This is a genomic window from Streptomyces sp. NPDC055243 (assembly GCF_044544025.1).
GTDB lineage: Bacteria > Actinomycetota > Actinomycetes > Streptomycetales > Streptomycetaceae > Streptomyces.
This window is the reverse complement of the sequence record NZ_JBITWR010000001.1, coordinates 1036348-1061984: the sequence shown is the minus strand read 5'-3', so window position 1 is coordinate 1061984 and position 25637 is coordinate 1036348. Positions and strand designations below refer to the sequence as shown.

Sequence of the window (25637 nt, the reverse complement as noted above, 5' to 3'; positions counted from 1 at the left end):
AGCACCGCGGACGCCCCTCGCCCGGTCAGGTCAGGCGGCCACGTGGGTACCGCCCGCCGCACCGCCCGCCTCGTGATGGATCGGCATCTTGGAGTCGGTCAGCGGAACGCCCGACCCGCCCCGCCGCGCCGCGACGATCTCCGCCGCGATGGACAGGGCGGTCTCCTCCGGCGTACGGGCCCCGAGGTCGAGCCCTATCGGGGAGTGCAGCCGCGCCAGCTCCTCGTCGCTGACGCCGACGTCGAGCAGCCGCCGGTTGCGGTCCTCGTGGGTGCGGCGCGAGCCCATCGCGCCGACGAACGCGACCGGAAGCCGCAGGGCCACCTCAAGGAGCGGGATGTCGAACTTGGCGTCATGGGTGAGGACGCACAGGACCGTGCGGCCGTCGGTCGGGGTGTCCCGGAGGTAGCGGTGCGGCCAGTCGACCACGATGTCGTCGGCCTCGGGGAAGCGGGTCCGGGTGGCGAAGACCGGCCGGGCGTCGCACACGGTCACGTGGTAGCCGAGGAACTTGCCCGTGCGCACCAGGGCCGCGGCGAAGTCGATCGCACCGAACACGATCATGCGGGGCGGCGGCACGCTCGACTCGACGAACAGGGTCAGGGGCGCCCCGCAGCGCGATCCGCTCTCCGAGACGACGAACTCGCCGGTGCGGCCCGCGTCCAGCATGGCGCGGGTCTCCCCCACCACCGTCCGGTCGAGTTCCGGATGGCCGTCCAGGCCTCCTTCGTACGATCCGTCGGTGTGGACGAGCACGACCCTGCCGAGGAGTTCGGCCGGGCCGAGCGCAACGCGGGCGATCGCCGCGGCCTCGCCCCGGGCGGCGGCCGCGAGGGCCGCCGCGAAGACCTGCCGGGCAGGCGCGTCCGCGCCCAGCGGCGTGACCAGGACCTCGATCACGCCGCCGCAGGTCAGGCCGACCGCGAAGGCGTCCTCGTCGCTGTAGCCGAAGCGCTCGCGCACGGCCGTGCCGTCCTGGAGCGCCTGAACGCACAGCTCGTACACCGCCCCTTCCACACAGCCGCCGGAGACCGAACCGATGGCCGTGCCCTCGCTGTCGACGGCGAGGGCGGCGCCCGGATCGCGCGGTGCGCTGCCGCCCACCGTCACGACGGTGGCGACGGCGAAGTCCCGGCCCTCCTCGACCCAGCGGTTCAGCTCTTCGGCGATGTCAAGCACCCCCGGCTCCTCCCCCGTTCAGGATGCGGTCGGGCCGGATCGGCAGGTGGCGGTGGCGTACGCCGGTGGCGTGCCAGACCGCGTTGGCGATCGCCGCGGCGGCGCCCACGATGCCGATCTCGCCGATGCCCTTGATGCCGATCGGGTCGTCCGCGTCCGTGTCCTCCACCCAGTCGGCCTCGATGACCGGCACATCCGCGTTGGCCGCGAAGTGGTAGCCCGCGAAGTCGGCGCCGACGTGTCCGCCCGTCGCCTGGTCCCGGTGGGCTTCCTCGTGCAGGGCCATGGACAGGCCCCAGGTCATGCCGCCGACGAACTGGCTGCGTGCGGTCAGCGGGTTGATGATGCGGCCCGCTGCGAACATGCCGAGCATGCGCCGCACGCGCACCTCGCCGGTGGTGACGTCGACGGCGACCTCGGCGAACTGCGCGCCGAAGGAGTGCCGTTCCTTCTGCGAAAGGCCTCCCACGGCGGCACTGGTGTCGGAGCGCACGGTGATGCCCTGCGGCGGAATGTCGCCGCCCAGGGCCAGTTGCTCCCGCAGCTCACTCACCGCGGCCGTGACCGCCCAGCCCCAGGAGCGGGTGCCCATCGATCCGCCGGAGATCGCCGCCGGGCCGAAGTCGCTGTCGCCGATGCGCACATGGACGCGGTCCTGCGGTACTTCGAGGGCTTCCGCGGCGATCAGCGTCAGCGCGGTCCGCGCGCCCGTCCCGACGTCCGCCGCGGTGATCCGCACCGTGAAGGTGCCGTCGGCCTCCGCCGTCACGGCCGCCGTGGACGGCGCGACGATCACCGGGAAGGTGGCCGCCGCCGTGCCGGTGCCCAGCAGCCAGCGCCCTTCGCGCCGCACGCCCGGACGCGGGTCGCGGTCGGCCCAGCCGAACCGGCGGGCACCCTCCTGGAAGGCGGACAGCAGATTGCGGCTGGCGAACGGGAGGCCGGAGACGGGGCCCACGTCCGGTTCGTTCCGTGCGCGCAGCGCGATCGGGTCCACGCCGCACCGCTCGGCGAGTTCGTCGAGCGCGGACTCCAGGGCGAAGGAGCCCGGGGCCTCGCCGGGCGCGCGCATGTAGGTCGGCGTCGGCACGTCCAGGCGCACCACGCGGTTGACGCTGCGGTGGGCGTCGGCGGCGTACATGGGGCGCCCGAAACCGGCGCTACCCTCGACGAATTCATGCACCGTCGAGGTGAGGCTGTGCGCCTGGTGGTCGACGGCGCGCAGCCGCCCGTCGGCGTCGGCACCGAGGCGCACGCGCTGGGCGGTGGGGCTGCGGTAGCCGGTGAGCGAGAACAGCTGGCGACGGCTGAGGACGACCCTGACCGGGCGGTCCAGGAGCGTCGCCGCCATCACGGCGAGGATCTGGTGCACGCGTACGCCCTTGGACCCGAAGGCGCCGCCGATGTGTTCGGAGCGCACCCGCACCGAGGCCGGGTCGAGCGAGAAGAGCTTGGCCAGCTCGTCGGCGACCCAGGTGCTGCCCTGGTTGGAGTCGACGACCTCGAGGCGTCCGCTGTCCCAGCGCGCCATCGCCGCGTGCGGTTCCATCGAGCCGTGGTGCTCTTCGGGGGTGGTGTACTCCGCGTCCACGACGTGGGCGGACGCGGCGAGTTCGGCCTCCAGGTCGCCCTTCTCCATCAGGTGGCCGTCGCCCTCGGGCGTGTACGTGCCGGGGTGCTCCGCGGAGAACGCGACGTCGTGCGACTCCTCTTCGTACCGCACCACCAGTGCCTCGGCGGCTTCTCTGGCCTGCTCGGAGGTCTCGGCGACGACCAGTGCCACGGGCCAGCCGACGAAGGGCACCCGGTCGTGCTGGAAGACCTCGACGATCGGGTCGGGCGGGCCGAGCATGCTGACGTAGTTCGAGTCGACGCGCGGCGCGTTGCCGTGGTGCATGACGGCCAGGACGCCGGGCATCGTGCGGACGGGGTCGGACTCGACCGAGAGGATACGGCCGCGGGCGATGGTGGACAGCACCAGCCAGCCGTGGGCCAGTTCGGCGAAGGGGATCTCCCCGGCGTACCGGGCCGCGCCGGTGACCTTGTCCCGGCCCTCCACGCGGGTGTACGAAGCGCCGGCGGCGGTCGTCGCCGCTGTGGACGTGGTCGTCGTGGTCATCGAGCGGTCTCCTCGGTGAGCTCGGTCAGCAGGGCGACGACGAGGTTGCGCATCAGCGTCACCTTGTAGCCGTTGTCGGGCAGCGTCCGGGCTGCGGCCAGCTCGGCGTCGGCGGCCGCGGCGAACGCCTCGGCGGTCGCCGGGCCGCCCGTCAGGGCCCGCTCGGCCTCCCGTGCGCGCCACGGCCGGGACGCCACCGCGCCGAAGGCCAGGCGCACTTCGCGTACGACGCCGTCCTGGACGTCGAGCGCCGCGGCGATCGAGCCGATCGCGAAGGCGTACGACGCGCGCTCGCGCACCTTGCGGTAGCGGGAGTGGGCGGCGACCGGGGCGGGAGGCAGGGTGATGCCGGTGATGAGCGCGCCGGAGGGCAGCGCGGTCTCCAGGTGCGGGGTGCTGCCCACGGCCAGGTAGAAGTCCGCGAGCGCCAACTCGCCGGTGCCCTCGGCCGTTTCGTACGAGATGACGGCGTCGAAGGCGGCGAGCGCCACCCCCATGTCGGAGGGGTGGACGGCCACGCAGTGCTCGGTGGCGCCGAGGATGGCGTGGTTGTGGTGCTCGCCCTCGATGGCGGGGCAACCGCTGCCGGGATCGCGTTTGTTGCAGGGTTTGGACAGGTCGGCGAAGTAGCCGCAGCGGGTGCGCTGGAGCAGGTTGCCGCCGACGGTCGCCATGTTGCGCAGCTGGCCCGACGCGCCGGCCAGGACGGCCTCCGCCAACGCGGGGTAGCGGCGGCGCACTTCGGGGTCGGCCGCGAGATCGCTGTTGGTGACGGTCGCGCCGATCCGCAGACCGCCGTCGTCCGTGGTCTCGATCCGGTCGAGGGGCAACTCGCGTACGTCCACGAGCAGTCCGGGCCGCTCCACGCCGGCCTTCATCAGGTCGACGAGGTTCGTGCCGCCGCCCAGGACGCGTGCGTCGGGGTCGGTGCCCAGGAGCGCGACCGTGCCGGGGACGTCGGACGCCCGCTGATATCCGAATTCCCTCATGCCACGGCCTCCGTACCCTCGGTCTCTGCGGCTGCCGCCTGCGCGACCGCCTGGACGATCGACACGTACGCGCCGCAGCGGCAGAGGTTGCCGCTCATGCGCTCCCGAATCTCGTCGGCGCTCAGTTGCGGCACGCCCGCCTCGGGCCGTACGTCGGTGGTCGCGGCGCTGGGCCAGCCCGCCGCGTGCTCCTCGATGACCGCGATGGCCGAACAGATCTGTCCCGGCGTGCAGTAGCCGCACTGGTAGCCGTCGAGGTCGAGGAACGCCTGCTGCACCGGGTGCAGTTGGTCTCCCTGTGCCACGCCTTCGATGGTGGTGATCTCGCGTCCCTCGGAGGCGACGGCGAGTTGCAGGCAGGACACCGCGCGGCGACCGTCGATCAGCACCGTGCAGGCGCCGCACTGCCCTTGGTCGCAGCCCTTCTTGGTGCCGGTCAGATCGAGGCGCTCGCGCAGGGCGTCGAGCAGGGTGGTGCGGTGGTCGACGGGCAGCGAGTGCTTTTCGCCGTTGATGTTCAGCGTGATGGCGCTGGACGTCGATAGGGCCACGATCAGCCTTCTTTCGCTTCTGTCAGCTTCTGTCACGTAAGAGCGGGAGCGTCGTACGGGGCGGCCCCGAGGGAGACTCCGGGAAGAGATGGCGCTGTGCGTAGAGGGGGTCTGCCGGTATGGTGACCCTAAGCGGACAGCTGTCCGTTAGCTTCAAAACTTAACGGACAGCTGTCCGCTTAGCAAGAGTGATCCGAGCCGCGATTCTCGGGAGGAGGACGAGTGCATCCCAAGAAGGACCCCCAGCTGCGCTCGGACGCGCAACGGAATCGCGAGCGCATCCTGGAAGTGGCCCTGGCCGAATTGACGCAGTCGGCGGACGCCCCGCTGAGCGCGATCGCGAAGAAGGCGTGCGTCGGGCAGGGGACTTTCTACCGCAACTTCCCCAACCGCGAGGCTCTCGTCCTGGAGGTCTACCGCTACGAGGTCCAGCAGGTCGCCGACACCGCCTGCCAGCTCCTGCAGACCCGGCCGCCCGACCAGGCCCTGCGGGAGTGGATGGACCGCCTCGCGCAGTACGCCATGGCCAAGGCGGGCCTGGCCGACGCGATGCGCAAGGCCACCAGCGCGCAGGGCTCTTTCGCGGGCGTGGGGCACGGGCCGGTGAGCTCGGCGGTCACGCTCCTCCTGAAGGCGAACGAGGAGGCGGGCACCATCCGCCCCGGCGTCACCCCCGACGATTTCCTGCTGGCCATCGCGGGCCTCTGGCAGATCGACCCGCACGGCGACTGGCAGACGCGCGCGGGACGGCTCCTGGACCTGGTCATGGACGGCCTGCGCGCAGGAGCGCCGCGGTGACGCCCGCCGCGGCCAGAAGGATGCCGAAGGCGACCGTCAGGGCCGTGGTGTAGCCGTGCACGGAGGCCGCCGTGGGCGTGGCGGCCGCGGTGGACGCCAGGTATGAGGCGGTGGCGCTGGCCGCGACCGTGTTGAGCAGGGCCGTGCCGAGCGCCGCTCCCAGCTGCTGGGAGGCGTTGTACGCGGCCGCCGCGGCTCCGATGTCGCGGGGCGGCACGTCCGCGGTGGCCAGGCTCGCGGTGGGCGGCAGGACGCAGCCCAGGCCCAGGCCGGTCAGGATCAGCGCGGGCACCAGGTACAGCGGGAAGACGTCCGTGCTCTGCGCCGTCAGGCGGGTCAGCAGGAACATCCCCGCGGCGGCGGCGAGCAGCCCCGGCACGATCAGCGCGGCGGGCGCGACGCGTCCGTGCAGCTTCCCGGCGATCAGTGTCGCGCCGACCAGGGCGGCCACGGCGTTGATGATCAGCGTCAGGCCCGCCTCGACGGGTGAGTAGCCGAGGACGGTCTGCGTGTAGTAGCTCATGAACAGGTAGAAGCCGAACATCGCGACGAACAGCAGCGTGATCGAGGCGAACGCGGCGGCGCGGGCGCGGTGCACGAGGACGTACATCGGCAGTAGCGGCCGCGGTGCGCGGACCTCGACGGCCGCGAACGCTGCGAGCAGCAGGACACCGCCCGCGAGCAGGGCGAGCACCTTCGGCGCCCCCCACCCGAGAGGTTCCGCCTCGTTGAACGCGTACACGATCGCGGCGAAGCCCGTGGCGCTGAGCAGGGCGCCCGCGCCATCGAGCCGCCCCGCGTCGCGCACCGGCCGGTCGCGTGGCACGAACGCCGCGCCGAGCACGGCGAGCAGGGCCACGGGGACGTTGACGTACAGACACCAGCGCCAGCTGGCGTACTCGGTCAGCAGTCCCCCGGCGACCAGACCGACCGCCGATCCCGCGGCTCCCACCGCGGCGAACACGCCGAAGGCCCTGCCGCGTTCGCCGGGCTCGGTGAAGGTGATCGTCAGCAAGGAGAGCCCCGCGGGTGCCAGGAGCGCGGCGAACACCCCTTGCAGGGCGCGCGCCCCGAAGAGCATCTCGGGGTGCACGGCGGCCCCGCCGAGCGCGGACGCGGCGGCGAACCCGATCAGGCCGATGAGGAACGCACGCCGGTGGCCGAGCGCGCCGCTGACCCGGCCGCCGATCGGCAGCAGCCCGCCGAAGGCGAGCGCGTACGCGGTGACGGCCCACTGCCGGCTCGCGTCGGACATGCCGAGCGCGCTCTGCGCGGAGGGCAGCGCGATGTTCACGATGGTCCCGTCCAGGACCACCAGGAGCTGGGCCGCGCTCACCGCCAGGAGCGTCCATAAGCGTCGCCGGGCGGAGTCGGGTCCGGGGCCCGGCCCCGCGTCGTGCGGTGCCGGGGCGTCGGCGCGCGGCTGGGCCCCGGACAGTTCGTTGTCTGCTGGATTCATGACTTCAAGTGTTTCGTTGAAGTCGCCCCGGAGACTTTCGCCCGCTTCCGGTCGACGCCGTGGGTGTATCACGCTGTGAACCCTCAAGCCCCGGTTGCACCACGCCGTGACAGAATCCGGCCTGAACAGCGGCGATGAGGGTGTGAGCGCAGTGAAACGGCGGACCAGGACCAACACATGGGACCGCTTTGTGGCGTCGGATCCCGGACTCCTGCGACTGATGGCGGGGCTGCGGACGGTCGGCGCGATCGCTCTCACGCTCGTCGTCCTCGCGCTGCTGCGCACGGACGTCACGCACATGGTCGCGGGCGCGATGACCGCGATGGTCTCCACCTTCGCCATCAAGGAGAAGGAAGTGCGCGGCCAGGCGGTCACGCTCGCGCTCGGCCTGCCCGTCGCGATCACGGCGATCTCCCTGGGGGCGCTGCTGCACAACCAGGTCGTCGCCGGTGACATCTTCTTCGTCGCGCTGATCTTCGGTGCCGTCTACAGCCGCCGGTTCGGCGACCGGGGCACCGCGCTGGGCCTGATCGGCTTTCAGGTCTACTTCGTCTCGCTGTTCGTGGGCGCCACCACGTCCGCCCTGCCCAGCCTCTACCTGGCGCTGGCCGTCGCCTTCGTGTGCAGCGCCGTCGTACGGTTCGCCGTCGTGCCCGAGACGCCCGGACGTGACCTGGCGCGGCTGCGCGTCGCCTTCCGGGCGCGGCTCGCGCAGCTGGTGGCCACGCAGACAGCGCTGCTCGACGCCGCGCCCGAGCAGTTGGAGAAGGTCCTCGACGAGCTGCGCCGCGGCACCGCGCGGCTGCACGAGACCGCCCTGATGATCCAGGGCCGCCTCGAGGAGGGCACCCCCGACGAGGCCACGGCGGCGCTGGTCCAACGCCGCGTGGCGGACGCGGAGATCGCCGCCGAACGTCTGGGCGTACTCCTGCTCAACGCGCGCAGCGCCGAACGCGCGGACACCCTCACCCTGCATCTGCCGCACGCTCCCGTCCCGGCCACGGGAACGCGCATCCGCGCCGAGGACGCCGCGACCGTCACCCTGCGCCGCGATCTGAACGCGCTGCACCTGCTGGTCGGCCGCCCGGTCGCCGAGGAGCGGGGCACGGGTCTCGCCCACGTGCGCAACAGGCTGCTCGGCTACCGCGACGAGGACAATCTGCCCCGGGCCTCGGCGGCCGTCCAGGACGTCTTCCGCGGTATCGGTGAGGCCGCACGCGCCATCCTCGGCCTGCGGCTCGCGCTCGACGGCCCGCAGGACGAGTCCGACGACTCACCGGCGACCACCCGCTCCCGCGAGGAGTTCGACGCCGAGGACATCGCGATCGCCGGCGCCGAGGAGGCCGCCGAACCCGACAAGGACGACCGCACCGGGCTGCGGCGCCCCACCACCAGGGCCGCGTTCCAGGTCTCGGTGGGCTCGACGCTCGCCATCATCGGCGGCGAGTTCCTCTCCACGCAGCGCTGGTACTGGGCGGTGCTCACCTGCTGGGTGGTGTTCCTCAACACCGCCTCCACCGGCGAGATCCTGGTCAAGGGCTACCGGCGGCTGCTCGGCACGGTGCTCGGGGTGGTCGCGGGGGTGGCGCTGGCGGGTCTGGTCGGCAACCACACCTGGGTGGCGTTCGCGCTCGTCCTGGTCTTCATCTTCGCGATGTTCTTCACCGCTCCCCTGTCGTACGCCCTCATGTCCTTCTTCGTCACGGCGATGCTGGGCCTGCTCTACACACTCCTGAACACCTACAGCCTCGCCGTGCTCTGGCTGCGCATCGAGGAGACGGCGCTCGGGGCCGCCTGCGGCATCATCGCGGCGGTCCTCGTGCTTCCGGTGCGCACCGACCACCGCACCGACGAGCTCCTGAACACGGTCCTGACCCGGCTCGCCGACGTCATCTCCGCGTCGGTCGAGCAGCTCAGCGGTGGCCCCGCGGCCGACCTCCTGGACAAGGCGCGGGACTTGGACACCGCGCTCGACGATCTGCGCGCCTCCATCCAGCCGTTGACCCACCCGATCACCCCGCTGCGCGGGCGCCGCAGGACGGCCCGCTACCTGGTGGCGCTTCTGGAGACCTGCGCCTACCACGCCCGTTCGCTGGCCGCGACGGCCGAGCTCGTGCCCTACAGCAAGAACGTGGCGGCCGATCCGCGCCTTGAGCGGGCGGGGCTGCGCATCGCCCACAACCTCGAGGTCATCGCCGCGTACGTGGACGACGAGAAGGCCACGGGTGAGGTCGAGTCGGGGGCCAGCATCGCCTCGATGCTGGAGGCCGAGGGCTCGGGCGCCCCCCGTTCGGGCACGGTGACCTACCGCGTCCTGCGCCATCTCCAGCGCCTCGACGAGGGAGTGGTGGGCCTCGCCCGCCCCCTGGACGTGCCGGTCGCGGGCCGCGGCAGGTCGGCGAGCAGGGCCCCGCAGCTCTGATCACCGCGCGACGGCGCTCTTGGGGGCCTGGGCCGCCGTGAGTCGGGGCTGTGCCGCACGCAGTGCGGTGCGCTGACCGGAGAGCGCGGGGTGGGTCAGGGCCAGGAACCAGGCGTCCGCGGCGGTGTGCAGGCCGCGGACCGCGGCGGCGCGACGGCACACGCGCAGCCCGTCGACGCTGACGATCCAGCGGGGCCGGGCCACGACGGTCACGGAGCGCACCCAGCGGCCGGCCTCGGTCAGGTCGTCGGTCTGCACGGCGACCAGCTTGCGCGGGGAGATGACCGCCGAGAGGGCGCGGGCGATGTCGCTGTCGTCGGGCAGCAGGGCCACCGGTTCCCCGTCGAGGTCGATCAGGCCGACCAGTTCGATGTGCGGAAGACCGCGATGGACGAAGGACAGGCGTCCGGCCGGGGTACGGGCCAGCAGCTCGAGGCACTCCTGCTCGGTCAGGGCACTGCGTTCGCGTCGGTCCATGTCCCGGCTCCCCGGCGGCAGCCCGCTCGGCGGGCAGGGTTCACATCAGGCGTGATCTCTCGCCGGGGTCCGGGGCGGCCCTCTGCGAGCCGGACGTCAACTCGCTCCCGCAGAGGGCACTTTGACTGTCGTACGACTGGGACGCGGACGCAATACGCCGCGAAGCGGCTCCGGCGGAGGGCTGAAATGTCGCTCCGTCGGGGCCTCAGACGCCTCGGATACTCGCGCTGCGGCACGGCGATGCACCACCGAGACACCGGCACCTACTCCCCGACCGGCAACTGTGTGCGCAGCCGGGCGATCAGCGCCTCGTCGACGCCGGGTCACTCGACCGCGCAGTCGTGCACCCAGCCGTGGTCGGCGGTCGGGTCGGCGAGGAACAGGTGCACGATCTCTGCGGGGCTCGCCCATGGCCGGGACAGTTCAGGGGACGGGTCGGGTGGGTCGCTTTCCGGTCGGCGATCAGCTCGGGCCGGTGCCTTCCGGCGCGGGCAGCGACTCCAGGAGGAACGCTGCCGCCTCCCGCAGCGGTGCCGGGGTGCCGGGCTTCCCCAGCAGGTGGGATGCCGTCCGTCCAAGGGTCTGGGTGGTGCGTACGGAGCCGATGCGGGCGGCGCGGGGAGCGATCTCGGCGATGAGGTCCTGCGCCTCTCGCCAGGCTCCGGCTCGTGCGAGGGCCGACAGGAGCTGCGCGGTGAACAGGTTCCGGTAGGAGGGGCCGGGTGCGGTGGCCGCCTCGTGCAGGAGGGGGATGGCCTGATCCCACTGGCGCAGCCGGGCGAGGACCCAGCCCTGGTGGCCGAGCAGCTCGTTCTGGTCGATCCACCAGGCCCAGGGCGGGTCGTGGCGCGATACGCCGTCCAGGAACCGGTTCCGGGCGCGGGCCATCAGGTCCGTGGGCTCCCGGTCGCCGCCCAGGAGCGCGATCGCGTGCGCTTGGCGGATCAGGACGAGAGTGCTGACCCTGGCCGGGAGTGCTCGGGCCCCGCCCACGCGGGCCGCGGTCTCCAGGGCGGTGCGCGGCGCACCCGTATGGGCCTTGAGCATGCTGTCGTTCAGCAGGACGAAGCGAGCCGTCCAGCGGTCGCCACACACCTGCGCCAGGGCCAGCGCCCGTGCGTTCATCCGGTGGGCAGCGCGGTAGCGGCCCGCGTCGAAGAGGATCCACCCGATGACTTCGCACAGTTCGGCGAGGGCCGCGAGCCGGTCGCCGCCCTGGGGGCGCAGGGTCCGGGGATCGGCGGACAGCTCCGGGATGCGCCGCACGGCCTCGCTCACGGCGGGCATCGCGGAGGTCGCGCCGGAGGTGGCGTCGAGGGCCACGAGGCGCTCGACGGTGCGGACGGCCAAGGGGATCACCCTGCCATGATCCGCCACGCGTCTCCCGAACGGGACAGGCGCCCCGGCCGGGACCGGCACTCCGCTCAGCGGGCCGACTCCAGGCGGTATCCGAGCCCCCGTACGGTGTCGATGGTGCAGCAACTGCCGGGCACCGAGCCGATCTTCTCGCGCAGTCGCTTGATGTGGACGGTGAGTGTGTTGGTGTCGGTGAGTTCGTCGCCCCACAGTTCGCGCAGGATCTGCTGGCGGCCCACGACCTGATGGGCGTGCTGCATCAGATAGCCGAGGACCTGGAACTCCCGCAGCGGCAGGTGCAGCGGCCTGCCGCGTACGTGGACGTGCATCCCGGCCGGGTCGAGTTCGATGTCGCCCACCGTGAGCCGCTCCCCCGGTGCCGCGCCCGACGCGGGCGCCCGCCACAGCAGCGGAAGGATCTCGGCGAGGCGGTAGGGGCGCGCGACGACGGCGACCGCTCCGGCGTTCAGGGCGGCCACCGCCTCATCGGCGTCCTGCCGGCCGACCCCCACGACGACCGTCAACGGGCAGAGACGGCTGAGGAGTTCGGTGACCGCCGCCGCGTCGACGACGGGCAGCGGAACACCGAGGAGGACCATGGACGGCCGCTCCAGGCCCGCGCGTAGCAGGACTTCGGCGCCGTCGCGGCATTCGGTGACCTTGATGCCTTCGGCGGTGAGACCGGCGGCCACCTCCCCGGCGACCGCCTCGTCGGCCTCGGCGAGCAGCAGCGCGGGTGCGGTGGGCAGACGCCTGGGCGTCCTTCGCGCTCCGGGCTGCGGCATCGGGCCACCCCCTTATCCGAAGCGGCCGGTGATGTAGTCCTCGGTGCGCGGGTCGGCCGGGTTCTCGAAGATCTTCTCGGTGGTGTCGTACTCGACGAGGCGCCCGTGACGTACGCCCTTGTCGTCCACGTCGGCGGTGAAGAAGGCGGTGTAGTCGGAGATCCGAGCCGCCTGCTGCATGTTGTGCGTGACGATGACGATGGTGAACTCGGCCGCGAGAGACGCCATCAGGTCCTCGATGCGCGCGGTGGCGATCGGGTCGAGTGACGAGCAGGGTTCGTCCATCAGGATCACCTCGGGCCGCACGGCGATCGCCCGCGCGATGCACAGCCGCTGCTGCTGCCCGCCGGACAGCGCCAGGGCGCTCGCCTTGAGCTTGTCCTTGACCTCGTCCCAGAGCGCGGCGCCGGTCAGGGCCTCCTCCACGAGGTCGTCGAGGTTGCCCTTCTTGCCGTTCACCCGCGGGCCGTACGCGATGTTGTCGTAGATCGACTTGGGGAACGGGTTGGGTTTCTGGAAGACCATGCCGATGCGGCGGCGGACCTCGATGGGGTCGATCTCGGCGTCGTACAGATTCTCCCCGTGGTAGACGACCTTGCCGGTCACGCGGGCGCCGGGGATGAGGTCGTTCATCCGGTTGAGGCAGCGGATGACGGTGGACTTTCCGCAGCCGGACGGACCGATCATCGCGGTGATCTGGCGACGGCCGATGGTCAGCGTCACGTCGCGGACCGCTTGGTGGTCGGCGTACCAGACGTCCAGGTCGGAGATGTGGAAGACCGGATCGCCGAGGGAGGGCGTGGGCCGGCCTTGGCGGCGGTCGCCGATCGCGAGGACCAGGGAGCGCCCTTCGGGCGCGTCGTGGCGGGTGGGGTCGGGGGGGGGGGGGGGGGGGGGGGGGGGGGGGGGGGGGGGGGGGCGGGGGGTTTGGGGGGGGGGGGGGGGGGGAAGGGACGGGGTCTTGGCTCATCGGGGTCACCAGCGCTTGCTGAAGCGGTTGCGCAGCCAGATCGCGGCCGCGTTCATGAGGAGGAGGATGGCGAGCAGGATGACGATCGCGGCGGCGGCCAGGTGGTGGAACTCCTCGCGGGACTGGCTGATCCAGCCGAAGATCTGGATGGGCAGGACGGTGTACGCGCTCTCCAGGCCCTCGGGGTTGAAGGCCACGTACGTCACCGCGCCGAGCAGCAGCAGCGGCGCGGCCTCTCCGATGGCCCGCGACAGGGCGAGGATCGACCCCGTCGCGATGCCGGGTACGGCCGCGGGAAGCACCTGGCGGCGGATGGTCTGCCACTGGGTCGCCCCCAGGGCCAGGGACGCCTGCCGAATCGACTGGGGCACGGCCCGGATCGCCTCCCGCGACGCGATGATGACGACCGGCAGGACGAGCAGGGACAGCGTGAGTGCGGCCGTCAGTACCGTTGTACCAAGGGAGAGTTGGCGGGCAAGCAGACCGAGGCCGAGGATGCCGTAGATGATCGAGGGCACGGCGGCCAGGTTCTGGATGTTCAGCTCGATCATGCGGTTGTACCAGCGGTTGGGGTCGGCGTACTCCTCCAGGTAGATGGCGGCCATGACGCCGGTCGGCAGGCAGAAGAGCGCGGTGAAAGCGACCACCCAGATCGTGCCGAAGATCGCGGACTGGGCGCCCGCGCGCTCGGGCCTGCGGATCGAGGGGAAGTTGTTCCACAGCCGCGAGTCGAGGCGCGGCCAGGCCTCGACCAGGACGTACGTGAGCAGCACGCCGAGGAAGACGATCCCCACGCCCAGGCAGCACAGCAGCAGGGCGCGAAAGGCGGTTTCACCGGGCCGGAAGCGCGGCCCCGCCAGTTTGCGGGGTGCCGCGTGCGCGGGTGGTTCGGTGACGCGGATGTCGGTCATTCGTACACCTCCCGGTACTTGCGCACCAGGCGGATGCTGATCATGTTCATCACGAAGGTGATGACGAACAGCAGGGCGCCGACGGCGAAGATGGTCTTGTACTCGAAGGACTGGACGGGGATGTCGCCCGAGCCGGCCTGGGCGATGAATCCGGTCATGGTCTGCATCGCGTCCAGCGGGTTGAAGCTGAGCGTGGCCCGGTTGCCGGAGGCGATCGCGACGATCATCGTCTCGCCGATCGCGCGGGAGATGCCAAGGACGCAGGCGGCGACGATGCCGGACAGGGCAGCGGGCACCACGACGCGTACGGACACGACGCGCTTGCCGGAGCCGAGCGCGTAGGCGCCGTCGCGCAGGGCGTCCGGCACGGCGGCCATGGCGTCCTCCGAGAGCGAGGCGATGGTCGGGATGATCATGACGCCCATGACGAGCCCCGCCGACAGGGCGTTGTTGAAGTCGGGCCCTTCGCCGAACGGCCAGTGGTCCTGAAGGAGCGGCGTGACGAAGCTGAGGGCGAAGAAGCCGTAGACGACGGTCGGTACACCGGCGAGCACTTCGAGGGCGGGCTTGAGCACCTTGCGCACGCGCGGGCTCGCGTACTCGCTGAGGTAGACGGCCGAGCCGAGCCCGACCGGAATCGCGACCAGGAGCGCGATCACGGTGATCAGGAGGGTCGCGCCGAGCAGCGGCAGGACACCGTACTGGGGCTTGGTGAACAGCGCGGTCCACTCGGTGCCGCCCAGGAACTCTCCGACGTCCACCCGCTCGAAGAACTCGGCGGTGGGCGGGATCAGCGAGATGACGATCCCCGCGGTCGTGGCGACGGACACCAGGGCCGCGATCAACAGCACGGTCTGGACGGCCCGTTCGCCGTAGCGAGGGCGGTCCCTGCGCAGGGACCGCCGGCCAAGAGGCCCCACGGAGGGCGGGCGGGGCGGCGGGCTCACTTCGTCGACGCCTTCAGCTTGTCGAGGTCGCCCTTGAGCTGCTCCTCCTGCTTCTGGTTGAGCGGGATGAACTTCGCGTCCTCGGCGATGGATTCGTTGTTCTCGACGTAGTACTCGACGAAGGACAACACCTCTTCCCGGTCCAGGGACTTGGCGTTGGGGTAGATGAACAGCGGCCGGGACAAGGGCGCGTACTCGCCGTTCTGGGCCGTCTCGACGCCGGGCGCCACGCAGCCCTTGCCGCCGTCGACCTTCAGGGCCTTGAGCTTGTCGGTGTTCTCCTCGAAGTAGGAGTAACCGAAGTAGCCGAGCCCGCCCTTGGAGCCCTCGACGCCCTGCACGGTGACGTTGTCGTCCTCGGTCGGCGAGTAGTCGGTACGCGAGGCGCCCTCCTCGCCGTTGACCGCCTCGGTGAAGTAGTCGAAGGTGCCGGAGTCGGTGCCCGCGCCGAACAGCTTCAAGGGCTGGTCGGGGAATTTCGGGTCGATCTGGTTCCAGTTGTTCACCTTGGACTTGGGTTCCCAGATCTTCTTCAGCTGCTCGACGGTCAGACAGTCCACCCAGTCGGCGTCCTTGTTCACCACGACCGTCAGCGCGTCGTTGGCGACCTGGAAGTCCTCGTACGTGATGCTCTTCTTCTCGCAGGCGGCCTTCTCCTCGTCCTTGATGGGACGGGAGGCATCCGAGATGTCGGTCTCGCCGTTGCAGAACTTCTCGAAGCCGCCACCTGTGCCCGATGTGCCCACCGTGACACGGACCTTGGGCTGCTCCTCGGCGTAGATCTCGGCCGCGGCCGTCGTCAGCGGGGCGACGGTGCTGGAGCCGTCCACCTTGACCGTGCCCGAGAGCTGATCGCCGTCACCGGAGCCGCCACCCGCGTCACCGCCCCCGCAGGCACTCAGGGTGAGAGCCACGGCGCAGGCCAGCGCCGCTCCCCCGACGGACCTTCGTGAACCACTGGTTGCGTTCATCTCTCACGATCCCTGATGTCGGGCCGGTGACTGGGCCGGCAACCGAGGAGGTCCGCGTGGAGCGGAGCTCCCACAAGACACCTTGGAGCGAACTGCGGCTATATGAACCGCGGGTGTATGGGAGGTGTCGCGGCGCCGAAGCATGGCTGAGCTTCTCCCTGGACGATCACCACTAGGTGAATGCCGCCCGAACGCAATCAACTCCCGCTACACCAGGGGCAGTTGGGGATATTGCGGCGTGCCCGCGACGCGCTCCGTCACCGGTACACCTCGGCGGAGTGCGAGCGGCCGACATCGCGGACGATCTCCAGGCCGAGTACGCGGTCGAGATGGGCGAACGTCTCGAACTTGGCGCCGCCCGGTACGTCGACGGCCGCTTCCAGACCGTCGAGCAGTCGCAGCACCGCCGGGGTGCCCAAGCCGTTCTCCAGGGCGGCGCGCGCCCGCTCCACGAAGTCGGCGGGCATCGCCTTGGACGGCTCCTCGGCCCAGGCGGCCACGGCCTTGCGCCAGTTGGCCAGCTTCTCGTCGGCGGCGTCGACGGCTTCCCCGGTGACCTCGACGGGCTCGTGGTGCGGGTGGCCGAGCAGGAGCAGCCGCAGGGCGAGAGCGTCCCGGTCCGCGTTCTGGTCGGCGTTCTGGTCGGCGTCTCCTCGCGCGGCGGCTGCGCCGATGTGCAGGGACAGACCGCCCGCGCCTTCGTACGTACGGCTGGTGAGGTGCACGGCCGGTGGGCCGCCGAGAGCCTCGGCGATCTCCTCGGGGGTGCCGTGGGCGTCGGCCGGACGGATACCGGCGGCGTCGGCGGCGGCTGCCGGTGGACAGGTCCACCCCATGAGGACGGTCCGGCCGCGCAGCTCGACGAGGCGGGCGAGGACGTCCGCGACGAGGAGCACACGCAGTCCGGTCAGGTCGTCGGGGTCGTCGGCCGACGGCGCATGGGCGCACATGCGCAGCGGTCCGAACCCGGCCAGATCATCAACGATGCTCAGCACACCACAGAGACTAGGCGCACCGCTCTTCTATGGCACCCGGCGGGAGCGGGCGGGACTCGCCGCCCGCCCGCTCCCGCTCAAGCGCCACTCCTCACGCCGGTCCGACCCCGCCCGTGCAGGCCGCGCCGGGCTCGGGGGTCTGGTCTCCCTGCACGTACTTGCCCAGGAACTGCTCGACCCGCGGGTCGGACGCCTTGTCCACGGTGAGCTGGCGGCCCCACGCGGTGAGCGTGAGGGCCCCCTTCTGTTCGGCGACCGGGCTCATCAGCGTGTAGGGCGTCGTGCTGACCTTCCGACTCAGGGTCTTGATGTCGCCGGCCGCCGCCTTGTCGTTGTACGTGATCCAGACGGCGCCGTGCTCCAGCGAGTGGACGGCGTTCTCCTCGCCCAGCGGTTTGTCGTACACATCGCCCTGGCAGTTGGCCCAGGCCTGGCTGTGATCGCCGCCCGCTGCCGGGGTCATCGGGTAGTCGACCTTCTTCGTGACGTGGTTGCGCCCGAGCTTCTTCGCGTCCCACGTCTTCTCGCCCTTGACGGGGGCCTGCGCGACGGCCTCCTTCTTATCCTTCTTCTCCGCCGCGTCGAGCAGGACGTACGAACCGAATCCGGCGAGCCCGGCCAGTACGGCCACGCCCGCGGTGATGGCGATGACGCGGTTGCGCCGGTCGCGTGCCTGCTCGGCGCGGCGCTGCTCCTGGATGCGGGTCTTGCGCGCCGCGGCTGTCGCGGCCGTCTTGCCCGTCTTCTGCTTGCCTGTCCTGGACTTGCCTGTCTTGGGGGTGCCCATGTCCGGGGATGTCCTTGTCCCCGCCGTGCCCGGGGCACGGCGGTGGTGATGGTGTGTGAGGTGAGCGGCACGGGCGCGCGACCGTGATCGTGACTGTGTCTGTCGTCCGCCGTCCGTGACGGACGGAGGACGACTCGGTCGCGCGGGGGTCCGGCCTAGGTCCTCTGCACCTGAAGGACGTGGAGATCCGGGGCGTACCGGTGAACAGGCCCCCGTGGCAAGGGATGTGCGGTGGCAGGGGGCGCGGGCAGTCCCGCCTCCCCCAGTGTCGTCGGCACCGACGGTTCAGGGGCCGGGAGCGCGGTCGCCGTGGCGTGCGTGGCGGAGGCGCACCGGTCGCCGGGCGGACAGCTGTGACCGAGCGAGGCTTCCCCCGCGGAGGCGGAGACCGAGACCACGCCACCAGCGCGCGTGTCGTCGTGATGCCCCGCCGAGCCGAAGCACACGCACAGGACGGCCAGCAGGGTGGCGAGGCTGACCCCGAACACGGCACAGCGCGCGGCGGTCCGCCGCTCTCCGCCCACCGTGTCCCGCAGCCCTGACGCCATGGCCGCAGATAGTAGCCGCTGCCGGATCAGTGCTGGGGCTCAGGGGCGGTGCGGTGCAGGCCATGCCGCGCGGGGAGGTGCCACGCAGGGAGGTGCCGCTCAGGCCATACCGCGCAGCCGCACCACGCAAGGAGATGCCGCTCAGGCCATACCGCGCAGCCGCACCACGCAAGGAGATGCCGCTCAGGCCATACCGCGCAGCCGCACCACGCAAGGAGATGCCACCCAAGCCATACCGCGCAGGGCCGCACCGCCCAAGGCAATGCCACCCAAGCCATACCGCGCAGGCCATGCGCAGCAGCCCGGCCTGACCAAGCTCAGCGTGCCCCCTCACGCCCCATGATGCGCAAGGACCTTGTGCGGGTCCGGGGCGCCGGGCACGACCGCCGGGTCGGCGTGCACCAGCGCGGCGGTCAGCTTCGGGACCGCGTGCAGCAGGGCGTGCTCCGCGTCGACCGCGACCTCGTGCGCCTCCCGTACGGACAGCTCCCCGTCCACGACGACCGCCACCTCGGCGCGCAGCCGGTGGCCGATCCAGCGCAGGCGCAGCTCGCCCACGCCGAGTACGCCGGGCACCGTCAGGAGCGCCGCCTCGGCCGCGTCGACCAGGGCCGGGTCGACGGCGTCCATCACCCGGCGGAAGACCTCGCGTGCCGCGTCCCGCAGGACCAGCAGGATCGCCGCGGTGATCAGCAGGCCCACGATCGGGTCGGCGAGACGCCAGCCCAGGGCGGCGCCGCCCGCGCTCAACAGGACGGCGAGCGAGGTGAATCCGTCCGTCCTGGCATGCAGGCCGTCGGCCACCAGGGCGGCCGAGCCGATCTCGCGGCCGACGCGGATGCGGTAGCGGGCCACCCATTCGTTGCCGATGAAGCCGATGACGGCAGCGGCGGCCACCACCCAGAGGTGGTTCAGGGTGCGGGGGTTGAGCAGCCGGTCGACCGCCGCCCAGGCCGCGAAGGCCGCGGACGCGGCGATCGTCAGGAGGATGACGATGCCCGCGAGGTCCTCGGCCCGGCCGTAGCCGTAGGTGAAGCGGCGCGTGGCGGCCCTGCGGCCCAGGACGAAGGCGATGCCGAGCGGGATCGCGGTCAACGCGTCGGCCGCGTTGTGCACGGTGTCGCCGAGGAGCGCTACCGAACCGGTGAGCACCACGATCACCGCCTGGGCCACGGCCGTCACGCCGAGGACGGCCAGGGAGATCCACAGCGCGCGCATGCCGCGCGCGGACGATTCCAGCGCCGGGTCGACCTTGTCGGCGGACTCGTGCGAGTGCGGTTTCAGCACGTGCCCGGCCTTGTGCCACCAGCGGGCCGAGCGACGCCCCGCACCGCCGGGCTCATGGCCGTGGGAGTGGGAGTGGGAATGGGAATGGCCATGAGGGTGGTGCTCGTGCGCAGGGTGCGGGTGTCCGTGCTGCTCACTCACGAGTGCGGCCTTCCGACGCGGGACGGAGAGTGGACACCGCGAGGCGCCCGCGCCCATTATGTGCGTATGAGCGCACGCATGCACCTATCACCTGCGCACGATGCGCACCCGCACGATCCGGGCGCCGAGCACTTCGCCCATGCGGCCGAGGTCCTGGGCCTCCTCGCCGACCGCACGCGGCTCGCCCTGCTGCACACCCTCGGCAAGGGCGAGGCGGACGTCACGACCCTGACCGCCGCGTGCGGCGCGGCCCGCCCGGCGGTCAGCCAGCACCTGGCCAAACTGCGCATCGCCGGGCTCGTGTCCGCACGCAAGGAAGGGCGACGGATGATCTACGGCCCGCCCGACGGGCATCTGCGCCGCGTGGTCGACGAGGTCCTCAACCTCGCCGACCACCACCTCAGCGGCGCCGCCGTCCACGACTGAGCGGGCTTCAGGCGTAGTCGCGCCTGCCGCGCCGGTGGGCGATCTCCCCCAGCACGATGTCCACGGCGAGGAAGGCCGTGAGCGGGATGCCGAGCAGCGGCACGAAGTAGCCGAGCACGGCGATCGCCGCCATCAACGGGACCAGGACGTAGGCCGGTACGTGCTGCCACGCACCGCGCGGCAGCGGACGCCCGAAGGAACTGCCGCGCCCGCGCTGCCACCACATGCGGTACCCCCACACGATCATCAGGATCAGACCGAGGGTGAGACCGGCGAGGGCGATCTGGTTGGCGAGCCCGAACAGCGTGCCGGTGTGCGCGTCGATGCCCCAGCGGGTCAGCTTGGCGAGCACGGGATAGTCGGCGAACCGCAGCACTTCGGTGACCTCGCCGCTGGCCGGGTCGACGGCGACCGAGTCCTGCTTCTCGGGCCAGCTGCGCTGGATCTGCCGGACGACGTACGCGGACGACGCGTCGGCGGGCGGTACGACCTCCACCGGGTTGGAGAGCCCCTCGGCACGGGCCGCCTTCAGGACGGCGTCGAGCCCGACACCGTCACCGGCGGAGGCGCCGCCCGCGTCCGATCCGCCGTGCCCCGCGTGCTCCCCGCCGCTCCCGGCGGTCGCCGTGAGCGCCGGCGTCGTCTGCCCGATGGCCTCGCGCAGATCGCTGACACTCTGTCCCGCGTACGTCGACCAGGTCAGCCCCGTGGCCGACAGGAAGATGAGCCCCAGGGCTGCCCACACGCCCACCGAGCCGTGCAGCGAGAGCGTACGACGGCGGCCGGTGGCCCCGCGCAGCTTGCGCTGGGAGCGTCGGCGTCCGAACCACAGCACCAGGCCGCCGCCCGCGATCACCCACAGCCAGCTGGCGGCGAGTTCGCTGTAGAGCCGGCCGGTCTCCCCCAGGTGCAGATCGCGGTGGAGCTCGTCGATCCAGGTGCGCAGCGGCAGGGCACCGGTGGAGCCGTACTGCTCCAGCGCGCCGCGCACTTCGCCGTTGTAGGGGTTCACGAAGACGGCGAGGGTGTGGTCGGCGTCCACGCCCGGCGTTCCGGCCAGGAGCACGCGGGTCGTCGCACCGTCCTGCGGCGATGGCCGCACCGCGCTGACCGTTCCCTCGGGGTGCGCCTTGCGGGCGGCCGCGACCTGTTTCGAGATCGGCAGCTCGGTCTTGTTCTCACCGACGGGGACGCGCAGTTCATGGGAGTACACGACCTTCTCGACCTGGTAGGAGCAGGCGTACAGAAGTCCCGTGGTGGCGGCGACGAGCAGGAAGGGGGCGATGAGCACCCCGGCGTAGAAGTGCAGTCGCAGTACGAGCGGACGCAGCGACGCCCATCCGGACCGTCCTGCGGGGGGCGGTGTCCCCTGGGTCTCCTGCCCGTCGTCCGGGGCGAGGAGTGTGGGTTCGGCGGACATGAGCTGCTCTCCTGGATGAACGGGACGAAGGGCTGGTGCGGAGCGGCGCCGTAACGGGCCGGTGCAGGAGTCGGCCGGCGGGGCGGAAGAGTTCCCGGCGATGGCCAGGAATCGTGTGACGCGCGCCACACGGCGGGCGCGGGAGACCCGGGCCCGCGGGAGAATCCGGCTGCCGGGCGTGCGCCGCGATTGACGTATCCCGCGCCCTTCACCGGTGGCAGGGGCGGGACTAGCGTCGAGAGACCGGGAACCCTCAGGGCCGGGAACCCCCGGAACCGGGGCCCCTCAAGACTCCGTTGGAGACGCGATGCTCCAGACACGCGAGTTGTTCGACAGCCTTGCCTCTCGCGCCGACCACCTCGACAACCAGACGCTCGCCACCGCCGCCGACGCCCTCTCCGCGTGCGAACAGGCCGTGACCGCCTGCGCGGTCGGCATGCTCGCCGAGAAGGAGGCCGATGAGCTGCGGGCCGCCATCAACCGCGACCTGAACTGTGCCGACGTGGCCTTCGCCACGCGGCGGGTCCTGACGCGCGGCACGGACGCCGATCACGCGCTGCTGGCCGCGCAGTTGCAGGCGTGCGTACTGGCCTGCGAGCACAGCCACGAGCTGTGCGCCCAGCACGCGCCGCAGCACGAACACTGCCGCCTCTGCTCCGAGGCGACCGACGGCGCCGCGTCCACCTGCCGCGAGGTCCTGCGGAGCCTGGGGGCCTGACTCACCCGGATGCCCGGGGTGCCGGGGCTCAGCCTTCGGTCCGGGCGTCCCCGGGGAGCAGTTCGCGCAGCATGGCCTCGAACTCGTCCGCCGTCACAGGGGTGTCCGCGAGGAGCGCCTGGAGAAGCAGCCCGTCGTAGGCGTTGGCGAAGAGCTTGACGCGCAACGGATCGTCGGTGAAGAGCCGGGCGAAGGCGCACAGCGTCTGAGCCCAGTGCCGCGTCGGCCCGCGCAGGTCGGGCCTGCGCGAGGCGAGCAGGCACAGTTCGAACTCGGCGAGCAGCCGCCCCGGGGCCGTGAGCAGGTCGGCCATCAGGCGGGCGAGGGCACTGAGCTTGTCGGTGCCCTCGCCGGGTGCCTCGATCAGCCGGCGCAGCCGCTCGGAGTCCTCGTTCATGCAGGACGTCAGCGCCGCGGTCAGCAGGGCGTCGATGCTCTCGAAGTAGTACGTGCTCGCGGTCGTCGGCAGTTCCGCCTCGCGGGCGACCTTGCGGTGCGTCACCCCCGAGGCGCCGTCGCGCGCGATCACGCGCAAGGTGGCCTCGATCAGCTCACGTCGACGGCGTTCGCCCTTGGCCCTACGGCCGTCCGTGATCGGCGCGTTCAGTGTGCGACTCCTGTCCGGTGGCGGTCTCCGCGACGATACCTGGCCGGTCGGGGCCGCTCGTGACCTGCTCCCCGCCCGCCGCCCGTGCCGTCTCGGCGCTCACGTGCCGGTAGCTGAGCAGCGTGGTCAGGAGCGCGAGCGCGCCCATGGCCAAGGACACGTAGAACCCGGCACGGGTCCCGAAGGAGTCCACGACCTGCCCCGAGGCGGCGGCGCCGAGCGCGACGCCGATCTGGAGCCCCGCGATCATCCAGGTCATCCCCTCGGTGAGGCGCGCCGCGGGAGTGAGCCGCTCGACGATGCCCATGATGGTGACCATGGTCGGCGCGAAGAACACGCCGGCGAGGAAGACCGCGGCGGACAGGGTCGCGATGCTGTCCACGACGAGGAACGGCACCGTCGTCAGGGCCGTGCCCGTGACCCCGAGCACGAGGAGCCGCGGGAGCGGCACGCTCCACTTCAGCGCTCCGAAGGTCAGTCCCGAGACGGCGGACCCGACGGCGTACACGGCGAAGACGATCCCCGCGGCCCCCTTCTGCCCCTGCTCCTGGGCGACAGCGAGCCCCATGGTGTCGACGGTGCCCGCGATGGCGCCGCCGAACAGCAGCGTGAGCGCCATGGCGAGCAGCGAGCCCGACCGGATCGCGGACCGCCCCGCGCCGCGCGCCTGCGGCTGCACGGGAGGTTCGGTGCGCTTCTGCGGGACGAAGAGCAGTACGCCCACCACGAGCAGCGCGGCCGCGACCATCGGCCCCGCTTCGGGGAAGAGGGCGGTGCCCAGGACCACGGCGATGGCGGGCCCGATGATGTAGGTGAGCTCGTCGACCACGGATTCCAGGGAGTAGGCGGCGTTGAGCCGCGGCGAGCCGCGGTACAGATGGGTCCAGCGGGCCCTGACCATCGCGCCCATGCTCGGCATGAACCCGGCGAGGAACGCGAAGACGAAGAGGGTCCACACGGGCGCGTCGTAGTACGCGCACAGGAGCAGCCCGCCCAGGGCGGCGACGCTGACGCCGGTGGCCGGGAGCAGGACACGCCCCTGCCCCAGCCGGTCGACCACGCGGGATATCTGAGGGCCTATCAGCGCCATGGACAGCGTGAACGTCCCGGCGACGGCACCGGCGAGCGCGTACTCGCCGCGCAGCTCGGACAGCATCGTGAGGATGCCCATGTGGGTCATCGGCAGCGGCAGCCGCGCGAGCAGCCCGGCCGCGGAGAAACCCTTGGCGCCGGGCGCGGAGAACAGCGCGCGGTAGGGGTTAGCCATCGAGCGCTCCCCGGTCGTTTCCGGGCAGCAGGAAGTGGTGCATTCGGGCCTCCGCAGCGCATCACGAGAAACTTGAACGAACGTCCCACTTTCTATCACGGGCGACGACCCGGGGAGGGGAAAGTCCGGATCACCGCCGCGGTTCGCTCCTCGGTCCCCGATCCGGCAAACTGCCCGGATGGACTATGAGTTCTGGAACGACATCCACACCCGCGGCGGCATCCCCGCGGTCAAGAGCGCACTGGAGGAGCTGGCCGAACGCGGTTCTCCCGAGGAGGTGGACGCGGCGATGGATCTGGCCTACCGGGTCATCGAGGACGACACCGCCCGCCTCCAGGCCCGAGCGGATCAGGCCGAGGCCAGGCTGCGGATGCTGACCGACGAGGCGCGCGAGGTGGGGCGGCAGGTCGACGCGCACGCCGAGGCCGAGGGCTCCGCCGCACCTCAGGAGCGCGCGGAGCGTGAGTGACCCGCACGGGGCGCCAGGGGGCTGAGCCGCGGAGCGGCTTGGCGCTTTCCGGGCTCCACCGCGACCGCGGCCGGTGCTAGCGTCCCAGCGTCCGTCGCTGAAAGGGATGCACATGACCGTGGAAGACCTCGACGCAAGCGGCACGACGGCCCCCACTCCCGAGGAAGTCGGGGCGATGTACGACCAGTTCGGCGACATGCTCGCCATGACGCTCGGCTCGACCGCCGTCCACATCGGCATGTACGCGCCGCACGACGAACGGCCGTCCGTCACCACACTGACCGCACTGGCCGACCTCGCCCAGGACCGGCAGACCGAATTCCTCGTCGACACGATCGACTTGGCGCCCCACGAGCACCTGCTCGACATCGGCTGCGGAACCGGCGGGCCCGCCGTCCGGCTGGCCGAGCGCACCGGCGCCCGCGTCACCGGGATCAACGTCAGCAAGAGCCAGCTCGCCCGGTGCCAGGACCGTCTCACTGCCCGGGGCCGCGCCGTCCAGGGCCTCACCGAGCGGGTGGACTTCGCCTACGGCAACGCCATGCGACTCGACTACGCGGACGCGGCGTTCGACGCCGCGTGGTCCATCGACTGCGTCCCGCACCTCTCCGACCGGCCCGCAGGGCTCCGCGAGGCCCTGCGGGTGCTGCGTCCTGGCGGGCGGTTCCTGTTCACGGAGTTCGCGCTGCGCGGCAGCCCCACCGCCGAGGAAGTGGCGGCCTACACGCGGATGTGGACCTGTCCCCCGCTCACCCCCTTCGCCACACTCGTCGACGAACTCCAACAGGCCGGATTCCGCGTGGAGTCCGTACGCGACATGACCTCGAACGCGGCCCTGTGCGGCGAGCTCATGTGCGTGCTCTACGAGGACCGGCGCGGCGAGATCGAGGAGCGGTTCGGCAAGGAGGCCCTGGCCCACACCGATCCGCTCATGGCCCCCTACCGCTCCTTCTGCCGCAACCACATGGACTACTACCTGCTCGTGGTGCGCGCCCCCGAGGCCTGACGCCCCGCGAGACCGGGCGCGACCCGCGGGCC

General features: G+C 71.7%; 25 protein-coding genes. 6 read left to right on the top strand and 19 right to left on the bottom strand.

Translation table 11 applies throughout. The features are described from left to right. Nucleotides 1–30: 30 nt before the first annotated feature. From ACIGXX_RS04640 to ACIGXX_RS04625, 4 genes are read right to left on the bottom strand one after another with little or no spacing between them, the layout of a single operon-like run. Nucleotides 31–1179, bottom strand: coding sequence for an XdhC family protein (locus tag ACIGXX_RS04640; protein WP_399972667.1), 1149 nt, complete (start codon nt 1177–1179; stop codon nt 31–33). Further along, the gene (locus ACIGXX_RS04635; RefSeq protein WP_351155849.1) at nt 1172–3298 is read right to left on the bottom strand and encodes a xanthine dehydrogenase family protein molybdopterin-binding subunit; all 2127 of its coding nucleotides are present in this window, start codon (nt 3296–3298) and stop codon (nt 1172–1174) included. The genes ACIGXX_RS04640 and ACIGXX_RS04635 overlap by 8 nt, the downstream gene beginning before the upstream one ends. Then, nucleotides 3295–4287 carry a xanthine dehydrogenase family protein subunit M gene (locus tag ACIGXX_RS04630; RefSeq protein ID WP_351155851.1) on the bottom strand — a complete coding sequence of 331 codons (993 nt, stop codon included), beginning with the start codon at nt 4285–4287 and terminating at the stop codon, nt 3295–3297. The genes ACIGXX_RS04635 and ACIGXX_RS04630 overlap by 4 nt, the downstream gene beginning before the upstream one ends. After that, a complete protein-coding gene (locus ACIGXX_RS04625) occupies nt 4284–4838 on the bottom strand; it encodes a 2Fe-2S iron-sulfur cluster-binding protein (RefSeq protein ID WP_351155853.1) in 555 nt (184 codons plus the stop codon). Before ACIGXX_RS04625 ends, ACIGXX_RS04630 begins: the two co-directional genes overlap by 4 nt. A 222-nt stretch (nt 4839–5060) precedes the next feature. On the opposite strand from ACIGXX_RS04625, the gene ACIGXX_RS04620 reads away from it, so the two are divergent. Beyond that, nucleotides 5061–5636 (top strand): TetR/AcrR family transcriptional regulator, encoded by a 576-nt coding sequence (locus tag ACIGXX_RS04620; RefSeq protein WP_351155855.1) that lies wholly within the window; start codon nt 5061–5063, stop codon nt 5634–5636. Here ACIGXX_RS04620 and ACIGXX_RS04615 read toward each other — a convergent pair. Then, nucleotides 5602–7095: an MFS transporter gene (locus ACIGXX_RS04615; protein WP_399972662.1), complete on the bottom strand. Its 1494-nt coding sequence runs from the start codon at nt 7093–7095 to the stop codon at nt 5602–5604. The genes ACIGXX_RS04620 and ACIGXX_RS04615 overlap by 35 nt on opposite strands. 220 nt (nt 7096–7315) lie before the next feature. On the opposite strand from ACIGXX_RS04615, the gene ACIGXX_RS04610 reads away from it, so the two are divergent. After that, the gene (locus ACIGXX_RS04610) at nt 7316–9517 is read left to right on the top strand and encodes an FUSC family protein (protein ID WP_361474461.1); all 2202 of its coding nucleotides are present in this window, start codon (nt 7316–7318) and stop codon (nt 9515–9517) included. Here the strand turns inward: ACIGXX_RS04610 and ACIGXX_RS04605 are convergent, their stop codons facing one another. The 11 genes from ACIGXX_RS04605 to ACIGXX_RS04555 form a co-directional block, all read right to left on the bottom strand. Further along, on the bottom strand, nt 9518–9994 hold the full coding sequence (locus ACIGXX_RS04605; RefSeq protein ID WP_351155861.1) for a hypothetical protein: 477 nt from the start codon (nt 9992–9994) through the stop codon (nt 9518–9520). A 462-nt stretch (nt 9995–10456) separates the two neighbouring features. Then, complete coding sequence (locus tag ACIGXX_RS04600; RefSeq protein WP_399972659.1) at nt 10457–11353, bottom strand: DNA-binding protein; 897 nt, start codon at nt 11351–11353, stop codon at nt 10457–10459. Nucleotides 11354–11418: 65 nt separating this feature from the next. After that, entirely contained in the window at nt 11419–12135 is a 717-nt protein-coding gene (locus ACIGXX_RS04595; protein ID WP_399972656.1) for a response regulator transcription factor, read from the bottom strand. A 12-nt stretch (nt 12136–12147) separates the two neighbouring features. Further along, nucleotides 12148–12906 (bottom strand): phosphate ABC transporter ATP-binding protein PstB, encoded by a 759-nt coding sequence (pstB, locus tag ACIGXX_RS04590; RefSeq protein ID WP_361474464.1) that lies wholly within the window; start codon nt 12904–12906, stop codon nt 12148–12150. Between the two features lie 204 nt (nt 12907–13110). Further along, nucleotides 13111–14016: a phosphate ABC transporter permease PstA gene (pstA, locus tag ACIGXX_RS04585; RefSeq protein WP_351155871.1), complete on the bottom strand. Its 906-nt coding sequence runs from the start codon at nt 14014–14016 to the stop codon at nt 13111–13113. After that, complete coding sequence (pstC, locus tag ACIGXX_RS04580; protein ID WP_399972650.1) at nt 14013–14963, bottom strand: phosphate ABC transporter permease subunit PstC; 951 nt, start codon at nt 14961–14963, stop codon at nt 14013–14015. Before pstC ends, pstA begins: the two co-directional genes overlap by 4 nt. Beyond that, a complete protein-coding gene (locus ACIGXX_RS04575) occupies nt 14960–15934 on the bottom strand; it encodes a PstS family phosphate ABC transporter substrate-binding protein (protein ID WP_399972646.1) in 975 nt (324 codons plus the stop codon). The genes pstC and ACIGXX_RS04575 overlap by 4 nt, the downstream gene beginning before the upstream one ends. Nucleotides 15935–16191: 257 nt before the next feature. Continuing rightward, nucleotides 16192–16929, bottom strand: a complete 738-nt coding sequence (locus ACIGXX_RS04570; RefSeq protein ID WP_383824325.1) for a hypothetical protein — start codon at nt 16927–16929, stop codon at nt 16192–16194. 91 nt (nt 16930–17020) lie between these two features. Continuing rightward, nucleotides 17021–17716, bottom strand: coding sequence for a DUF3105 domain-containing protein (locus tag ACIGXX_RS04565; protein ID WP_383824322.1), 696 nt, complete (start codon nt 17714–17716; stop codon nt 17021–17023). A gap of 155 nt (nt 17717–17871) precedes the next feature. Next, nucleotides 17872–18264, bottom strand: a complete 393-nt coding sequence (locus tag ACIGXX_RS04560; protein WP_399972642.1) for a hypothetical protein — start codon at nt 18262–18264, stop codon at nt 17872–17874. Nucleotides 18265–18594: 330 nt separating this feature from the next. Beyond that, entirely contained in the window at nt 18595–19692 is a 1098-nt protein-coding gene (locus ACIGXX_RS04555) for a cation diffusion facilitator family transporter (protein ID WP_399972639.1), read from the bottom strand. 78 nt (nt 19693–19770) lie between these two features. Between ACIGXX_RS04555 and ACIGXX_RS04550 the strand changes: the two genes are divergently transcribed. Further along, nucleotides 19771–20118, top strand: a complete 348-nt coding sequence (locus ACIGXX_RS04550) for an ArsR/SmtB family transcription factor (protein ID WP_399972636.1) — start codon at nt 19771–19773, stop codon at nt 20116–20118. Between the two features lie 7 nt (nt 20119–20125). On the opposite strand, the gene ACIGXX_RS04545 is transcribed toward ACIGXX_RS04550, so the two are convergent. Next, the gene (locus ACIGXX_RS04545; protein ID WP_399972633.1) at nt 20126–21538 is read right to left on the bottom strand and encodes a PepSY-associated TM helix domain-containing protein; all 1413 of its coding nucleotides are present in this window, start codon (nt 21536–21538) and stop codon (nt 20126–20128) included. Between the two features lie 307 nt (nt 21539–21845). Between ACIGXX_RS04545 and ACIGXX_RS04540 the strand changes: the two genes are divergently transcribed. Beyond that, nucleotides 21846–22256 (top strand): hypothetical protein, encoded by a 411-nt coding sequence (locus tag ACIGXX_RS04540; protein WP_399972630.1) that lies wholly within the window; start codon nt 21846–21848, stop codon nt 22254–22256. Nucleotides 22257–22284: 28 nt separating this feature from the next. Here ACIGXX_RS04540 and ACIGXX_RS04535 read toward each other — a convergent pair whose 3' ends face one another. Both ACIGXX_RS04535 and ACIGXX_RS04530 read right to left on the bottom strand, forming a co-directional pair. Next, nucleotides 22285–22803 (bottom strand): TetR/AcrR family transcriptional regulator, encoded by a 519-nt coding sequence (locus tag ACIGXX_RS04535; RefSeq protein WP_383824465.1) that lies wholly within the window; start codon nt 22801–22803, stop codon nt 22285–22287. A 31-nt stretch (nt 22804–22834) separates the two neighbouring features. Beyond that, the gene (locus ACIGXX_RS04530) at nt 22835–24130 is read right to left on the bottom strand and encodes an MFS transporter (protein ID WP_351155894.1); all 1296 of its coding nucleotides are present in this window, start codon (nt 24128–24130) and stop codon (nt 22835–22837) included. 178 nt (nt 24131–24308) lie between these two features. Here ACIGXX_RS04530 and ACIGXX_RS04525 point away from each other — a divergent pair, with 178 nt between their 5' ends. Further along, entirely contained in the window at nt 24309–24599 is a 291-nt protein-coding gene (locus ACIGXX_RS04525; RefSeq protein WP_351155897.1) for a hypothetical protein, read from the top strand. Between the two features lie 112 nt (nt 24600–24711). Continuing rightward, nucleotides 24712–25605 (top strand): SAM-dependent methyltransferase, encoded by an 894-nt coding sequence (locus ACIGXX_RS04520; RefSeq protein ID WP_399972626.1) that lies wholly within the window; start codon nt 24712–24714, stop codon nt 25603–25605. Nucleotides 25606–25637: the final 32 nt, after the last annotated feature.

What these genes read in the sequence shown, in the direction of transcription:
- ACIGXX_RS04545 (WP_399972633.1), bottom strand. Translation starts at nt 21,538, where the DNA reads ATGTCCGCCGAACCCACACTCCTCGCCCCGGACGACGGGCAGGAGACC.
- ACIGXX_RS04560 (WP_399972642.1), bottom strand. Translation starts at nt 18,264, where the DNA reads ATGGCGTCAGGGCTGCGGGACACGGTGGGCGGAGAGCGGCGGACCGCC.
- ACIGXX_RS04635 (WP_351155849.1), bottom strand. Translation starts at nt 3,298, where the DNA reads ATGACCACGACGACCACGTCCACAGCGGCGACGACCGCCGCCGGCGCT.
- ACIGXX_RS04575 (WP_399972646.1), bottom strand. Translation starts at nt 15,934, where the DNA reads ATGAACGCAACCAGTGGTTCACGAAGGTCCGTCGGGGGAGCGGCGCTG.
- pstA (WP_351155871.1), bottom strand. Translation starts at nt 14,016, where the DNA reads ATGACCGACATCCGCGTCACCGAACCACCCGCGCACGCGGCACCCCGC.
- ACIGXX_RS04630 (WP_351155851.1), bottom strand. Translation starts at nt 4,287, where the DNA reads ATGAGGGAATTCGGATATCAGCGGGCGTCCGACGTCCCCGGCACGGTC.
- ACIGXX_RS04550 (WP_399972636.1), top strand. Translation starts at nt 19,771, where the DNA reads ATGCACCTATCACCTGCGCACGATGCGCACCCGCACGATCCGGGCGCC.
- ACIGXX_RS04540 (WP_399972630.1), top strand. Translation starts at nt 21,846, where the DNA reads ATGCTCCAGACACGCGAGTTGTTCGACAGCCTTGCCTCTCGCGCCGAC.
- ACIGXX_RS04520 (WP_399972626.1), top strand. Translation starts at nt 24,712, where the DNA reads ATGACCGTGGAAGACCTCGACGCAAGCGGCACGACGGCCCCCACTCCC.
- ACIGXX_RS04565 (WP_383824322.1), bottom strand. Translation starts at nt 17,716, where the DNA reads ATGGGCACCCCCAAGACAGGCAAGTCCAGGACAGGCAAGCAGAAGACG.
- ACIGXX_RS04615 (WP_399972662.1), bottom strand. Translation starts at nt 7,095, where the DNA reads ATGAATCCAGCAGACAACGAACTGTCCGGGGCCCAGCCGCGCGCCGAC.
- ACIGXX_RS04595 (WP_399972656.1), bottom strand. Translation starts at nt 12,135, where the DNA reads ATGCCGCAGCCCGGAGCGCGAAGGACGCCCAGGCGTCTGCCCACCGCA.
- ACIGXX_RS04525 (WP_351155897.1), top strand. Translation starts at nt 24,309, where the DNA reads ATGGACTATGAGTTCTGGAACGACATCCACACCCGCGGCGGCATCCCC.
- ACIGXX_RS04530 (WP_351155894.1), bottom strand. Translation starts at nt 24,130, where the DNA reads ATGGCTAACCCCTACCGCGCGCTGTTCTCCGCGCCCGGCGCCAAGGGT.
- ACIGXX_RS04605 (WP_351155861.1), bottom strand. Translation starts at nt 9,994, where the DNA reads ATGGACCGACGCGAACGCAGTGCCCTGACCGAGCAGGAGTGCCTCGAG.
- ACIGXX_RS04610 (WP_361474461.1), top strand. Translation starts at nt 7,316, where the DNA reads ATGGCGGGGCTGCGGACGGTCGGCGCGATCGCTCTCACGCTCGTCGTC.